The organism is Alteromonas sp. 38, from assembly GCF_902506055.1.
Classification (GTDB): Bacteria; Pseudomonadota; Gammaproteobacteria; order Enterobacterales; family Alteromonadaceae; genus Alteromonas; species Alteromonas lipotrueae.
On sequence record NZ_LR733300.1, the window covers coordinates 2,260,578 to 2,276,419 of the forward strand.

Here is a 15,842-nt window from a genome sequence, read left to right on the forward strand (position 1 = left end):
GTTATTCAACGTTTAGGTACAACGCTTTTAAAAAGCGTGATTCGGAGCTCGTATTAACAGCTTGCTGAACGGATTGTTGCACAGCTTATTTAATATTAGCGTGAGAATACGAATTCAAGTACACATCTTTTGTTAGTGTATTTTTGACATATTCCACGAATTTCTTCACTTTTTCTAGGTTATGACGCCCTTCAAGACTGACTACTTGTATAGGTAGTTTTTCATCGTTAAATTCATCTAACACACTGACTAATTCGCCCTTTTCTATTGCATCCGCTACTTGATAAGACATCAGGCGCGTGATGCCTAGCCCAGATTTTGCGGCGCTAATTGTCGAACGATTTTGATTACATTCAAATCTAGGCTGTAAACGGATGGCTACCGTTTTACCATTACGTTTGAAATTCCACACCGGCGGCTCCTTGAAGTCACTCGGGTACAGCAAAGTATGATGTTTTAAATCTTCCGGTGTTTTTAGGTTTGGTGCATTAGCTAAATAGTCTGGCGATGCTACCGTTACCTTTCTTACGTACCCCACAGTAGTGGCATATAATCCAGAGTCTTTCGGCTTACTAATTCTTATTGCCACATCAATTTTTGTATCGAGTAGATCAACAATGTTGTCGTACATATAGCCATGCACATTTACTTCAGGAAAGTCTCGTAAAAACTGAGCAATGATAGGTGTAATGTAAAGCTCACCAAATAACACGGGCGCCGTTACACTCAGCGTACCCTTTGGCAATAACTGAACACCCGCAATTGCAGCTTCACTTTGTGCTATGTCTGCCAATATTCTCTTTACGTCATTAAGGTATTGTATGCCCGCTTCGGTTAATCGAATACGACGAGTTGTACGATGGAACAATCGCGTGTTCAACTGTGCTTCTAAAGTAGCGATAGCCCGCGTTACCGCCGGAGCCGACATCGACAATTGCTCGGCAGCGCTTACAAAACTGCCAAGCTTGGCTGCTTCCGCAAACACTGACATTGCTTGTATTCTATCCATACCGAGTCGCTTTACTCATTCCTAATGGGGTTTACCAACTATTCTACACTTTTATTATTTCAAATAATGAAATTATAAATTTCAAAATTGAGTAATTATTTATTTTTAGCAAGCAATCATACTCACTGCAATATAAATAAACAGGATGAGCTTATGAGACCTCCACTTCCCCCTTTTACCAAAGAAACTGCTATTGAAAAAATTCGCCTGGCTGAAGATGCTTGGAATAGTCGTTCTCCTGTGCGAGTAGCTGCAGCGTACACGGCTGATTGTCAGTGGCGAAATCGTGCTGAGTTTATTACCGGAACGGCTCAAATCGAGGCTTTTTTAACACGAAAATGGGCCAGAGAACTTAACTATAAATTGGTAAAAGCGCTGTGGGCGCATACTGAAAATCGTATTGCTGTTCGCTTTGCTTATGAGTTTCAAGATGAAACAGGTCAATGGTTTAGGGCTTATGGCAACGAAAACTGGGAGTTTAATCCGGAAGGCTTAATGCAGCGCCGCATAGCCAGTATTAACGACCACCCTATCAATGCCAATGAACGTAAACTGACTTGGGAAGGCGATAGCCGTCCAGATGACTTTCCAAGCCTTACAGAACTTGATTTATAAGGAGAGTGTTGATGACTTCATTACCGAAAAATGCCCCAAATAGCACAATGAAAGACGCACCTATTATTCACTATCGAAACCCAAAATCTGGGCATTGTCATAAAGTGGAATTGTTTATGTCGCTGCTCGGTATTAGCTACATTAATCACGAACTTGATATGGTTAACGGCGCGCACAAATCGGCCGACTTTATTACCAAGAACTCTTTCGGGCAGGTACCAGTGATTGTTGATGGTGAACACACAGTGTCAGACTCCAACGCTATTATTGTCTATTTAGCAGATACTTACGGCAGTATTTATCCTTGGATGGGGGCGACACCTATTGAAAAGGCCCGTGTACAACGCTGGCTTTCAGTGGCTTCAGGTGAGCTTGCCAAAGGCCCAGCCGCACTTCGTCTTGAGTATGTATTTGGTGCCAATATTGATGTAGCCAGCGCATTAGCAATAACTGAAACCTTGCTAAAAGTGATGGAAGATACTTTATCCGACACCAAATCATACTTGGCTACCGACTCGCTGACGCTTGGGGATATTGCCATGTACAGTTACATAGCCCATGCACCTGAAGGGGGTGTTTCGTTGCAACCCTACCCCGCTATTCGCGCTTGGGTTAACCGCATTGAATCGCTAGCTAATTTCATTCCTATGGCCAGGTCTCCCATAGTGGAATGGAGGCTGTAGGATTTGTTATGAGCAGCGCTAATACTAGTAATGCGAGTGTCTTTCATACTGAGGAATATCGCATTCAGCAACGCTTAGGCGTTGCTGAGCGTATGGATGAGCAGATGAAAGGCTTCATACGCCCTTTTATGCCAGCGCAGCACCGCGCGTTCTTTTGCAGTAGCCCATTTATGATGGCTGGTCTTGTAGATAGCCAGGGTCATCCTTGGGCTATACCGCTTTGGGGAGAAAATACTCATATTAAAGATCATAGCTACATTGAATCTCCATCACCCACTCAGCTTTCACTTGCCTTAAACGATAATGTAACTTGGTTAATTAATGATGCAGCACTGTTAGATGGTAATACTGGCAGTAAAATTGCGCTACTTGGGTTACAACTCAGCACTCGCCGCCGTAATAGGCTCAACGGACTAATATTGCACAACCGGGGTGGTGTTATACGCGTGCAAGTAGAGCAAAGTTATGGAAACTGCCCTCAGTATATTCACCCTCGAGATACCTTGCACCGTGATGTTGCGCCTGCACTGGCTGCCAGCTCAAGCACGAATTCAAACGTTAAGGCTCAGTATGTGCAATCTAATGGGTTAAGGAAGAAAGATGTTTTGCTAATCGCTCGGGCGGATACATTTTACATTGCCTCAAGGCACCATGACTTTACCGACGACCCTCGCCACGGACTGGATGTATCACATCGAGGAGGTAAGCCTGGCTTTATTTACGTAGATGACAGTAGCTTGTTGTTTCCTGACTTTAGTGGGAATAAGTTTTTTAATACTCTAGGCAACATCGAATCAGATGGGCGGGTAGGTTTATGCTTTGTTGATGATAGCAATGGGGATATCTTGTTCGTTAATGGCAAAGCATCTATCTTGTGGTCTCACCCAAAACTGGAAGCGTTCGCTGGCGCGGAGCGGTTTGTACAAGTATCCATTCAAGACGTTACCCGGGTTTTTAGTCTTTACCCTTTCGAGCACCCTATCATTGAAAGGTCAATTAACACTGAGCATACCGGCGTGTGGTGAAATACGTATTGTTACTAATCACAACACTGCACTAACTCGATGCATCTGCCACTTATTGTCGCGTCACACCATTAACGCCAAAACGCCTCCCCTGCTTCATGCAGCTTATTTATCTATCATTTTCCATTACACACCTGTACATGAACACAAAGTAAAAACGTAAATTACCCTCTACTATTAATAACTTAAGCTATTTAGTTGAATACCATAACTTTAAACTAAGGCGTGTTTTTTGCATTGCTTTGACTTAATGTAGTTTTGACTTATGTAGCTTTGCACATAAGCCCACTCTAGGCAGCGTCATTAATTAGCTGTATTTCAGACTGAATGCGTTTTCCGCGCTTATTCCAAAAAAATAACACCGAGGCCATATGCAAGAATTTATAAAAAAGATGCCAAAAGCCGAACTACATGTTCATATTGAAGGCACATTAGAGCCCGAGCTAAGCTTTGCATTAGCGCAGAAAAATGGCATAAAACTGAGTGCTGAAACCCCAGAGCAAATGATTGCTGCTTATAATTTTCACGACCTTCCCTCTTTTTTAGATATTTATTACGCAGGCATGAGTGTATTGGTTGAAGAAGAAGACTTTTACGCACTTACCATGGCTTACTTTGAAAAAGCAGCGGCGCAGCACATTGTATATGTGGAACTCTTTTTCGACCCACAAGCGCATACTTCCAGAGGTGTAGATTTTGATACTGTGATTAATGGTATCTATTGCGCACAACAAGACGCAAGCACTAAATTTGGTGTGCAAAGTAACCTTATACTGTGTTTTCTTCGCGATATGTCGGCCGAGTCCGCCATGAAACATTTAACTATGGCTGAACCGCATCTCAGTAAACTCATTGGCGTAGGATTAGATTCAGATGAACACAATAACCCACCCTCTAAGTTTGCCGAGGTGTTTGCCAAAGCCCGTGAGTGGGGACTAAAACTCACTATGCATTGCGATGTGAATCAGCAAAATACCCTAGAACATATTCGCCAAGTACTAGAAGATATAGATGTAGACAGAATAGATCACGGCGTAAATATTTTAGCATCAGACGCGTTATGCGAATTAGTGAAGCAAAAAAATATTGGGTTAACGGTTTGCCCTGTGTCTAACCAATTCGTGGTGCAATCACTAACCTCAACTGAAATAAAAGCCATGCTTGAACGTGGGTTAATGCCAACGATTAACTCAGACGATCCTTCTTATTTCAGAGCGTATTTAAATGACAACCTTATTGCACTTCAGCAAGAAGGGGGATTCAGCGAAGATGAGCTAAGTACGCTAGTGGCAAACAGCTTTAAAGCAAGCTGGCTGAGTACTACTGAGAAAGCCCAATTTTTAGCTGGGCTTGATGATTATATAGATAAATGTGCGTAACGCGTAAGGTTAGGCGTCGCGTAGGTAATTCGCTTTTTGCGTAAGTAAACAGGGCTAACACTGTTTACTTACCTTTAAACCACTTAGCTACGCTTTTGTTTTCACCACGTAAATCGAGCATAGAATTGCAATTGCCCCACACACGGTGAATACGCCACGATCTGCTACAGGTAAAAACTCAAGCGCCGACGTTAAAAACTGCCCTGAGAATACCGCCATGGCAAACCACGCTAAATTCCGCCCCATATTCGCCTCACTGCTGCGCTCAACGGTGGCATGGTTGAGTAAGGGTATAGAAAACCCAAAGCCTGTACCTGCAAATATAGATGCAACAACGAGTAAACTTGTAGTCTCAGCAATCGCGAAGATTGCGTGTGCTGCCGCAAAGCTTATAAAAGCTAGAAATAAGGTGACTTTCTCAGACTTCAGATTGACTATCTGTGGCATAACCAGCGCAGATAAAACAGCCATTAATGAGATAAAAGACAGCAAATAACCCGTTTCGGCTTCGCGGTAACCTAAATCGCCAAGGAGAACTGGCAGTGTTATAAACATACTAAAGAACAGCGACATGGCTAATACGGTATTGATTAAGACAGACCGTAAGTTTTCATTAATTTGACCACCTTCACCAATGGTAACCGGTTGAGTTTCTGGCTCATTATGCGGAATGCTCATTGCGGTCAGCACCAAACAAATCAATGCCAACCCGTAGAGCAAGAATGGCGCTCTCCAATCAATTTCACTTAGCAGACCACCTAAAAATAGTATTATTACGCCGCCCAGCTCAATGGCCATGCCTTGTTTAGCAATAACAGATAGTCTGGCCTTGCCATTATACCACTGTGAAATAATCGCTGTGCCTGACGCCATTACTCCCGCTGCAAAGCCACCGAGTAAAATTCGGTCGATACTTACCCATAAAGGCCCGTAAACCCAAATGCCACCAATACCTAATAATAAGTATCCCCACAAGGCTATGACTAAGGTTTTGCGAGCCCCAATGCTATCAATGAGCTTTCCGAAAAAGGACGCAAACAAAATGGCGCCCAATGCAGGCAAGGTGATTAACAAAGGCGCAAATTTACTAACCCCTAGGGCAGGCGCAATTGAGTTCAGTCCGGGCGCTAATACCGCCCCTACCATAATGGTTAACATTGAAATCACCAATAACGTGATAACTTCATAAAACCCCATTGAAACTAAATTAACGCGGCTTGTATTTTACGCACTGGCACTGCTATCCGTTAAATGATAATTTTATTCACAATTAATGCATATTTTGCATGAATCTTATTTTACTCACCGAGCTATTATGAACCTTAAACACATGCATACTTTTGTCGAAGTGGCTCAATGCAAAAGCTTCTCGTTAGCTGCTACGCGCTTACATACTGTTCAAAGTGCGGTTAGTCGTCATATTAATGCACTTGAAACCTCCCTTAACGTTAAGCTTTTTGAGCGCACCACTCGTTATGTGGAGCTAACCGCACCTGGAAAAGTATTTCTTCGCCATGCTGAAGATATTTTAACCCATTTCCAACAAGCACAATATGAAACCCAAAGCGTTGCTAAAGGTAAACAAGGGTTATTGCGTATTGGTTACTTAAGCTCAGCATGTGCGCATGTTATGCCCAAATTACTAAGCCGCTTCTCGCTAAGCGAGCCTCTCATTGATGTACAAATATTTGAAATGACTGCCGCTCAGCAGTTAGAAGCCTTTAGCGAAGGAAGAATAGAAATTGGCTTTTCAAGGCCTATAGATGGCGGCTACAGTGGCCTCATAAATCAACAGCATTTAACTGATGATCCTATTGTTCTTGTAGTCTCTGAAGCGCATCCATTATCGAAAAATAGCAGTGTGAATTTGGCTGATTTAGCGCCTTATCCGCTCACGTTATTTGCCAGAGAACAAGCATCTAGCTTATTTGACACCATTATTAGTGCATTTCACCGCGTGAAAGTACAACCGCAAGTAACTAACGAGCCTAGTAGTATGCAAGCCCTACTGACCCACATCGCCAGTACGCGAAATGTGGCTTTAGTACCCAGCTGTATTAAAAATTTACAGACAGAGGGTTGTGTGTTTATTCCCCTTACGATGTCACCTACAATGCCTTTGTCCGTGCCGCTAGAAATGCATTGGCAAACTAACGGCGTTACCGTTACTGAAACCTGGTTAAGGTGGTGTGCTAATCAAGCGCTAGCATTTTAGAAATGACTAGAAGCGATGAAAGATGAATAGCGAAAACAATGGAATGAAATTCAAAAGAGAACGGGAAAGTAGAGAGGAAGAAAAATGGCGTGAAAAAGACTTTTCACGCCACAGTAGTTCGTTACCACGTAAGATCGTCTGGAATGTCGTAGTCGGCATACCAATCGTCTTGTGCTTCTTCTTTACCATCACTATCGCTGGTGTCTAAATCGGCACGGTAAATAATGAAGCTATCGTCACGCTGCGCAATTTTATCGGCTACAGGTGTAGGCACTAGCTCGTAGGCGTCACCTAAGATAACCACGGTTAAGCGGCCTTTGGTGACTTGCTTGTGCATTTCAGCGCTCACGTACATACGCTTCACTACATTGTCATGCGTGAAATTCAGTACGGTATCGCCTTTTCGCGGCTGTTTATTCACATCAATGAGTTGCTTCACCTGTGCAATGACAGAGCGCTTTTCACGCTCTTGCTGTTGCAACTGATTCAACTCACGTGAACGGGCTTTCTTTTCTTCAGCGGCTTTCTGAGCAGCAATAGTTGCTTCGTCCACCCCCCCCTGGTTGTTCTTTGTTTTTTGCTTATTCTTTTTGCGCTTTTCAGCACGCGCCTGCTTAGCAGAACCTTTATCTGCTAAGCCGGCTTTTAATAACTGTTCCTGTAACGAGGCCATATACTAAATCTCTTATTTCTTTTTGGCTTTCGCTTTGGTTTTAGCCGCAGGTTTACTGGCGGCTTGTGTTTCCCACTTACCGTCGTTATACCATGCAGACCAACCCGTAGCTTTACCCGCTTCATTTTCCGACATCACATATTGCTGCTTGGTCTTACGACTGTAGCGAACGATAGCAAGGTTACCTTCCGGATCTTTTTGCGGTGCATCGGCCAGATAATAGAATTTTTCAGAAATTCTATCTCTAAAGCGCGCCAGTTCTTCCACTTTTGGTGCACGCGTTTCCCGAGATTTAGGGAAGTTATGCGCCGCCATGAAAATACCAGAAGCACCATCACGTAATACAAAGTGCGCATCCGATTTTTCACAAGGAAGTTCTGGTAAATCTACCGGATCTTCTTTAGGTGGCGCAGCCTCACCGTTACGTAACAACTTACGCGTATTCTTACATTCTTCATTGGTACAACCGAAGTATTTACCAAAGCGACCGTTTTTCAGTTCCATGTCACTGCCACACTTATCACATTCGATAATGGGACCGTCATAACCTTTAATTTTGAACGTACCAGTTTCAACTAACGTACCTTCGCAGGTTGGTGTATTACCACATACATGCAACTTACGGGTTTCGTCCACTAAGTAGCTGTCCATAGCAGTACTGCATATAGGGCAACGCTTCTTAGCACGTAACGCTTCGGTTTCTAACTCTTCTTCGTCATCTACCTTCACCACTTCATCACCTGGTGTCAGGTTCATGGTGTTGGTGCAGCGTTCTTTTGGCGGTAAGTTATAACCAGAACATCCAAGGAATACGCCAGTAGATGCCGTACGCACGTTCATTTCACGTCCACACTTGTCACACGTAATGCCAGCAGGAATAGCTTGATTAAGGCGCATTCCGCCTTCTTCAGGGGCTTTCTCAGCATTGAGTAACTTGCCATAGAAATCGCTGTAGAAGAGGTTAAGTACGTCTTTCCAATCTTTGTTACCTTCCGCTATATCATCAAGCTGTTGCTCCATGTTGGCGGTAAAGTCGAAACTCATTAGGTCATCAAAGTTTTCCATCAAACGGTCGTTAACGATTTCACCCATTTTTTCAGCATAAAAACGCTTATTTTCAAGGCGAACGTAACCCCGATCTTGAATGGTAGAAATGATACTTGCGTATGTAGAAGGTCGGCCAATGCCGCGCTTTTCTAACTCTTTTACCAAAGACGCTTCGTTAAAACGAGCCACTGGTTTAGTGAAGTGCTGCTTGGGATCAAGCGCGTTTAAGTTTAATACATCACCTTTTTGAACATCAGGCAGCATTAACTCTTCTTCACCTTTTTTGCGAAGCTGCGGTTGAACGCGTGTCCAACCGTCAAACTTCAACACACGACCTTTCGCCGTTAACTCGTAATTACCAGCCCCCACTCTAATGGTGGTAGCATCGTATTTAGCCGGTGTCATTTGACACGCAACAAACTGGCGCCAAATAAGCTCGTATAAACGCTGAGCGTCACGCTCCATATCACCTAAATGCGCAGCATTTACCTTAACACTTGAAGGACGAATCGCTTCGTGCGCTTCTTGTGCCCCCTCTTTGCTACCATAACGATTAGGCGACTCTGGTAGGTATTGGCTGCCAAAATTTTCATCGATATACGCACGGCAGTTATCGAGTGCTTCTTGGCTCAAGTTTGTTGAGTCAGTACGCATATAAGTGATGTAACCCGCTTCATACAAGCGCTGCGCCATCATCATGGTTTTCTTAACACCAAAGCCTAAACGGGTACTCGCGGCTTGCTGTAATGTTGAGGTAATAAACGGTGCTGAAGGTCGGCTAGACGTAGGCTTAGATTCACGGCTTTCAACTAAATACTTAGCACCGTTCAAATCTTCTAATGCTTTGTCTGCTTGCGCTTTATTAACCGGTTTGAACGCTTTACCTTCGTGCTTGGCTACCAACATACGCAGCGCTGCTTTTTGCTCACTGGTTAAGTCGGCATGAATATCCCAAAACTCTTCTGGAACAAACGCTTTAATCTCACGTTCACGGTCAACTACTAGACGAACAGCTACCGATTGAACACGGCCAGCAGATAAACCACGTGCTATTTTTTTCCAAAGTAGCGGTGACACCATGAAGCCCACAACGCGGTCGAGGAAACGTCTAGCTTGCTGTGCATTTACACGAGCAACGTTCACTTCACCTGGGTCTGAGAAGGCTTCTTGAATGGCGTTTTTAGTAATCTCGTTAAACACCACACGCTGATAGGTTTTGCCTTTACTGCCCAGCAACTCTTGTAAGTGCCACGCAATAGCTTCCCCTTCTCTATCCAAATCCGTTGCGAGATAGATAGTGTCAGCGTCTTTGGCCAAGCGTTTAAGCTCGTTAACCACTTTTTCTTTACCCTGTAAAACCTGATAGTGAGCTTTCCAGTTCTGTTCTGGATCCACTCCCATACGATCAACAAGTTTTAAATATTCGTGTCTGCGAAGATATTCTTGTTTGTCTTCTTCGCTATAAGTTTTGAGTTCTTTCGCTGGCTTTTTGGGCTCAACTTTGCCCAATGCCTTCGTAGGCAGATCGCGAACATGGCCGACAGAACTTTTTACGATAAAATCTTTACCAAGATATTTATTTATCGTTTTCGCTTTGGCTGGCGACTCGACTATGACTAGAGATTTTGCCATATAATTGAATTAAACCTATTGATTCTAAAGGACTATTTTAGTCATTCTCAAAGATAAAGGGCCCGTAGACTGTGCCATTGCGGTGCCCGTGCTTTTTTAACATATATCGACAAAGTGAATGGAAAACAAGATCTTCTTAATAGTTATTCTTCCCATTGCTTCAATCACGTGCAATTCCTGTTCACTTTTCAACCACCTTGATTGGCAAGGCGCATAAAAACCGTATAATGCCAGCCATTATGCCTTTGCGCCTAGTAATTAACAGGCATTTATTATGCTTATTAATTCGCGGCCACCAAAAAATGAGACGTTAGCTTCACTGTAAATACCACCTAAGTCATGGGTTGTGCATTTATAGGGTAGCGGTCAAACGCTCAAACACCAAATAGAGGGAAAGTATGAAGCAATTTGAAGTTAACTTTGATGGGCTTGTTGGCCCAACCCACAACTACGCCGGACTTTCGTTTGGTAATGTTGCTTCTCTGAACAATGCCAATGCCGCTAGCAGCCCCAAACAAGCGGCTAAACAAGGTTTACTGAAAATGAAAGCCTTGTCTGACATGGGCATGATGCAAGGTGTACTTGCCCCTCAAGAACGCCCAGACATAGCTGCATTACGTCGACTCGGCTTCTCTGGTTCAGATACCAGAGTGCTAGAAAGCGCTGCAAAGCAATCTAGAGAGATTTTCTTAGCATGTTGTTCTGCATCAAGCATGTGGACGGCAAATGCAGCCACAGTCTCTCCAAGCGCAGATACGGCCGATGGTCGCGTGCATTTTACACCTGCAAACTTAACAAACAAGTTTCATCGTTCGTTAGAGCCGCAAGTGACAGGCAATATTTTAAAAGCGACCTTCGCAAATGAAAAACACTTTGCCCACCACTTACATTTGCCAGATAACGAACACTTTGGTGATGAAGGCGCAGCAAACCACACCCGCTTGTGTTCAGATTACAGCCATGCTGGGGTAGAGCTCTTTGTATACGGCCGTCACGCTTTCGACCCAAGTAAACCCGCCCCCACTAAATTCCCTGCTCGACAAACGCTTGAAGCATGCCAAGCCGTTGCTCGCTTGCATGGGTTAAGTGAAGAAGGCGTGGTGTACATGCAGCAAAACCCTGATGTTATCGACCAAGGGGTTTTCCATAACGATGTGATTGCCGTGGGCAACCAAAACGTACTTTTTTACCACGACCAAGCCTTTTATAAAAAGGACGCCGGGCTAAAAGAACTACAAACTAAGTTTGGTGATTCCCCCCTTCATCTTATTGAAGTGCCTACTGATGAAGTATCGGTACAAGATGCAATTAAAACGTATCTTTTCAATACCCAAATCATCACGCTGCCAAGCGGTGACATGACGATTATTGCGCCAACGGACTGTGAAGAAAACGATGCGGTTAAGCGTTATTTAGACAAGCTAGTAACCTTGGGCACGCCGATAAAATCGGTGAACTATTTTGATGTAAAGCAAAGTATGCGCAATGGTGGCGGCCCTGCGTGCTTGCGTTTACGTGTAGCCATGAACGACCAAGAACTTGATGCGGTAAACCCAGCAACGTTAATTAACGACATGCAATTTGCGCGTCTGAACAAATGGGTAGATAAACACTACCGCGACGTACTCGCTGAAGACGATTTACGCGACCCACAGTTACTGATTGAATCACGTACTGCCCTAGATGAACTTACTCAGCTATTAAAGCTTGGTTCTGTGTATCCATTCCAACAAGATTAGTTATTGTTTTGCTTATGAAAAGCCGGCTTACGCCGGCTTTTTTGTGTTAGTTGAAAGTACTACAGTTTGCTTCAGAACCAAATGGGTTTCTGGGTAAAGACGCGGCTTCGTTAGTGATATCATCAGAAGAAACACTTAGTCTGTAATAATGATCTTGGCTAGCTTCACTGCCCGTAGACTGACCGAAAATAGTGATAACGAGGTTATACCAATGTCCGTAATTAGCTGGATAGCGATATTCTAATTCTGCCTGACCATTCTCATCCGTCACATTTGTATCAGCGAAAGATAATGTCCCTACTATACCCGGCGTTAGGAAACCATCGTCGTTAGTATCTTCGCCGCTATCAAGAATACCATTACTGTCTATATCTTCATTAGGGCACACTATCGTGGTGATTGACTCCCAGATAGAAGCCGTATCATTCCACTGCCAATAACCTTTATCGTACGTACCGCCTTCACTAAATTTGACTGGCGTACCCGATGCCGTTAGTTCAACGCCGCTAACTGGCCGTCCCGCGGAGTCTGACACGAATACTGCAAAGCGTTTTAAGTAAGTGGTTGAGTCAGGCTCCTCTAGAGAGTTACCCGTACCAATTGAAATATCAAATGCTCTATCACCCACTGTCATATAAACCAAATCAGAGATAGATTCATCGCTAGCCACTTCAGCGCGAATAATCACAGCATCTTCACTTGAAGGTGCGCCTGAAGTAAATACCGTAGACGCTATACCGCTGCTGTCGGTAGTTGATTGAGAAGGTGAAATAGAGCCTGTAGATACATCATCAACGTTAAAGTTAACCACGGTATTTTTAACTAAATTACCTGACGGATCTCTTACTACCGCAGTAATGGTGCTTGTTTGGCCATCGGGGCCAATAAGATCAGGGGTAGCATCCGCAATCAAGGTAGCAGGCTCAACCGCGATAAATTCTACTTGCGCAACCGCATTAACCGTAGACTCATTACCAGACTCACTTCCTGTGGCAGTAATTGAAGCGAAACCGGCGTTGTCAGACTCTATTGAGATAGAGGCAATACCTTCAGCATCAGTTGTTACAACCGCTGCGTCAATAATCTCTCCACGAGAGGTACTAAATGTCACGTTATTGCCAACAGCCGCAATACCTTCTTGTAGCCATTGAACGCTGATTGTGGCCGCTTCATTTAATGATATTTCTTCATCTGGCAATACCACAAAACTAAATTCATCTTGTTGAACGTCTAAATCAAATTCTACTGAAGCATTAAGCGATGATGCAGTGATCGTATCTGCGCCCGAAGCAGTCGCTGTGTAAGTGATAGTCGCTTGCCCATCAGCCCCCGTATTAACCGAGGTTTCACTTAAAGAGCCATTATCTGCTTCTAATAGGATAGTTTGATTAACAATGGCCACCCCATCAGAATCTTGTACACGTAACGTATATTCGGCAGTATCATTCAATATGACTGAATTTGCACCATTAATAGTAACTTCGGTGCCGGTGATCAAAATATCAACGGTTTCAACTAATGCGCCGGTTTGAGCTGTTAGCGTTACCGTGCGATTCGACGCATCATTCTGAGTAGACACTAACGCTCTGGCTGTACCATCGGCGGTGGTGGTAGATTGGGTTAATTGCAATTCAACGCCCGCTTCATTACTGGCTGAAAAGTTAACTTCAATTCCTTCCATCAACACACTTTGTTCGTTCTTAATCAAAGCGATAAGCTCTATGTCATCTGAACCACTTGAGGCAAGTTGAACCGCACTGGCATATAATTGTAGCGACGCAGGTTCTTCGCTAACAGTAACACTACCCACTGCCGAAAAAGTAGTAGAGCCGCTTTCACCGCTGCTCAAGCTACCTGTAATCTCTCCATCGCCTGAGGCAGTACTGGCACTAATAGTAATTCTTGCAACCCCGCTGTCATCCGTTCGCGCTGTACCGGTGTCGTTCCCGAACACCGCGAGGTCGGTATTACTTAAAGCAAACGTGACAAGTTGGTCGGCTTGGGCAACGCCGTCGGTGTCGGTAACAGTGGCAATAACGGTAAGGGAATTGTCGGCGGTTAGATTGCGGTCGGTTTCGCCGCTGGCGTTTTGAACGGTTAATACGACATTAACAGTAGCGGAGGAACCACCGCCATCATCGGAGCCATCGCTATCATCTCTAGAGACTGAGTCGCCGCCCCCACACGCTGTTAGTATAAAAAGTGCACTAAATAGCCAGAGCGTCTTAGACAAGACTCGCGTAATTTGTCGCATAATTCGTTCCTGAACCTTTATAAATGACAATTGGGTCGTTTTTTATGTTTTAAAATCAATAGAATCTGTCACACTAAATAAAAATATAAAAATGTACAGGGAATTTTAATGTCTCAATCTGCACATAAATTTAGTTTAACCACCAGAATCTTTATCGGCATGATTGCCGGTATCGTGATAGGTGTGCTTCTTCAATTATTATTCGATGATAGCGGAGATTTTACGTTTTCGGTATTTGGTTTCCAGTTCTCTGCGTATAGCATTTTTGTAGATGGTATATTTTCTACCCTTGGGCAGATTTTTATCGCTAGTTTAAAGATGTTGGTGGTGCCATTAGTCTTTGTCTCATTGATTTGCGGTACCAGTACGCTATCCGACCCGAGTAAATTAGGCCGGTTAGGCGCAAAGTCTGTTGGTCTTTATGTTGTCACGACTGCAATAGCAATCACACTGGCAATGAGTATGGCTTTACTTATTTCACCAGGAGAAGGGTTAAATCTAACCACTGAAACATCATTTGAAGCGAAGACCGCACCAAGCTTGGGTGACGTTATCGTCAATATGTTTCCTAGTAACCCTATTAACTCGATGGCGCAAGGCAATATGCTTCAAATCATCGTGTTTGCGGTGTTATTTGGTATTTCTATGGCGATGACTGGCGAAGCGGGCAAACGCGTCAGTGCGTTTTTTGAAGATATCAACACGGTTATCATGCGCCTTGTAACCATCATCATGAACCTAGCGCCATACGGCGTATTCGTATTGATGGCTAAACTGTTTTCTACCATTGGTGGCGACACTATCTTCAGCTTGGCCAAATACTTCTTCTTAGTATTTGGTGTGCTTATCATCCATGGTTTAGTGACTTACTCAATACTGCTTAAATTACTGAGCGGCTTGAGCCCAGTTGTCCTACTGAAAAAAATGCGCGATGCCGCCTTATTTGCATTTAGTACTTCAAGCAGCAGCGCTACACTGCCAGTCACTATGGAAACAGCGCGAAATAAATTGGGTATTAACAATTCAGTAGCGTCTTTCACCCTTCCTTTAGGCGCAACCATCAATATGGATGGCACAGCCATTATGCAGGGTGTAGCTACCGTATTTATCGCACAAGTTTATGGCGTTGATTTGAGTTTGGGCGACTACATGATGGTGGTGTTAACTGCTACCTTAGCTTCTATCGGTACGGCGGGTGTGCCAGGCGTGGGCTTAATCATGCTTGCCATGGTACTACAGCAAGTTAATCTGCCAGTGGAAGGTATAGCGCTGATTATTGGTGTCGACCGCTTACTTGATATGACCCGTACTGCGGTCAACATCACAGGTGACTGTATGGTGTCATGCGTCGTTGCGAAAAGCGAAGGAGGACTGGATGAAGATGTGTACTACGACGAACATGCCGGTGAAAAAGAAGAAGATGTGAATTTTAGCGAATTTGACAAGAACGCTTAACTCCCTCATCGCTTTCGAACATAACAAAAGGGTTAGCATCGCTAACCCTTTTTTGTTGCTTGTTGGTCTTGCCATCACCCAATGCAAATACACTTTTGAATTGCAATATACTGACT

12 protein-coding genes are annotated in these 15,842 nt (G+C 43.9%); 7 read left to right on the forward strand and 5 right to left on the reverse strand.

What is annotated here, in order from left to right; all coding sequences use genetic code 11:
• Positions 1-85: 85 nt before the first annotated feature.
• Positions 86-1,009: a LysR family transcriptional regulator gene (locus FLAVO9R_RS09830; protein WP_159530865.1), complete on the reverse strand. Its 924-nt coding sequence runs from the start codon at positions 1,007-1,009 to the stop codon at positions 86-88.
• A 153-nt stretch (positions 1,010-1,162) separates the two neighbouring features.
• On the opposite strand from FLAVO9R_RS09830, the gene FLAVO9R_RS09835 reads away from it, so the two are divergent.
• The 4 genes from FLAVO9R_RS09835 (at position 1,163) to add (ending at position 4,711) form a co-directional block, all read left to right on the forward strand.
• A complete protein-coding gene (locus FLAVO9R_RS09835; RefSeq protein WP_159530867.1) occupies positions 1,163-1,624 on the forward strand; it encodes a nuclear transport factor 2 family protein in 462 nt (153 codons plus the stop codon).
• Between the two features lie 11 nt (positions 1,625-1,635).
• Complete coding sequence (locus FLAVO9R_RS09840) at positions 1,636-2,307, forward strand: glutathione S-transferase (RefSeq protein ID WP_159530869.1); 672 nt, start codon at positions 1,636-1,638, stop codon at positions 2,305-2,307.
• An 8-nt stretch (positions 2,308-2,315) separates the two neighbouring features.
• Positions 2,316-3,332 carry a pyridoxamine 5'-phosphate oxidase family protein gene (locus FLAVO9R_RS09845; RefSeq protein WP_159530871.1) on the forward strand — a complete coding sequence of 339 codons (1,017 nt, stop codon included), beginning with the start codon at positions 2,316-2,318 and terminating at the stop codon, positions 3,330-3,332.
• A 371-nt stretch (positions 3,333-3,703) separates the two neighbouring features.
• Positions 3,704-4,711, forward strand: a complete 1,008-nt coding sequence (gene add, locus FLAVO9R_RS09850; RefSeq protein ID WP_159530873.1) for an adenosine deaminase — start codon at positions 3,704-3,706, stop codon at positions 4,709-4,711.
• A gap of 87 nt (positions 4,712-4,798) precedes the next feature.
• On the opposite strand, the gene FLAVO9R_RS09855 is transcribed toward add, so the two are convergent.
• Positions 4,799-5,908: an MFS transporter gene (locus tag FLAVO9R_RS09855; protein ID WP_332310446.1), complete on the reverse strand. Its 1,110-nt coding sequence runs from the start codon at positions 5,906-5,908 to the stop codon at positions 4,799-4,801.
• A gap of 118 nt (positions 5,909-6,026) precedes the next feature.
• On the opposite strand from FLAVO9R_RS09855, the gene FLAVO9R_RS09860 reads away from it, so the two are divergent.
• The gene (locus FLAVO9R_RS09860) at positions 6,027-6,926 is read left to right on the forward strand and encodes a LysR family transcriptional regulator (protein WP_159530877.1); all 900 of its coding nucleotides are present in this window, start codon (positions 6,027-6,029) and stop codon (positions 6,924-6,926) included.
• A 121-nt stretch (positions 6,927-7,047) separates the two neighbouring features.
• On the opposite strand, the gene FLAVO9R_RS09865 is transcribed toward FLAVO9R_RS09860, so the two are convergent.
• Together FLAVO9R_RS09865 and topA are read right to left on the reverse strand one after the other, a co-directional pair.
• Positions 7,048-7,599, reverse strand: coding sequence for a DUF2058 domain-containing protein (locus FLAVO9R_RS09865; RefSeq protein WP_159530879.1), 552 nt, complete (start codon positions 7,597-7,599; stop codon positions 7,048-7,050).
• Between the two features lie 12 nt (positions 7,600-7,611).
• Positions 7,612-10,278: a type I DNA topoisomerase gene (topA, locus tag FLAVO9R_RS09870; RefSeq protein WP_159530881.1), complete on the reverse strand. Its 2,667-nt coding sequence runs from the start codon at positions 10,276-10,278 to the stop codon at positions 7,612-7,614.
• Positions 10,279-10,676: 398 nt separating this feature from the next.
• Between topA and astB the strand changes: the two genes are divergently transcribed.
• Positions 10,677-12,017 (forward strand): N-succinylarginine dihydrolase, encoded by a 1,341-nt coding sequence (gene astB / locus FLAVO9R_RS09875; RefSeq protein ID WP_159530883.1) that lies wholly within the window; start codon positions 10,677-10,679, stop codon positions 12,015-12,017.
• A 46-nt stretch (positions 12,018-12,063) separates the two neighbouring features.
• Here astB and FLAVO9R_RS09880 read toward each other — a convergent pair whose 3' ends face one another.
• A complete protein-coding gene (locus FLAVO9R_RS09880; protein ID WP_159530885.1) occupies positions 12,064-14,271 on the reverse strand; it encodes an Ig-like domain-containing protein in 2,208 nt (735 codons plus the stop codon).
• A gap of 108 nt (positions 14,272-14,379) precedes the next feature.
• On the opposite strand from FLAVO9R_RS09880, the gene FLAVO9R_RS09885 reads away from it, so the two are divergent.
• Entirely contained in the window at positions 14,380-15,726 is a 1,347-nt protein-coding gene (locus FLAVO9R_RS09885; protein WP_159530887.1) for a dicarboxylate/amino acid:cation symporter, read from the forward strand.
• Positions 15,727-15,842: the final 116 nt, after the last annotated feature.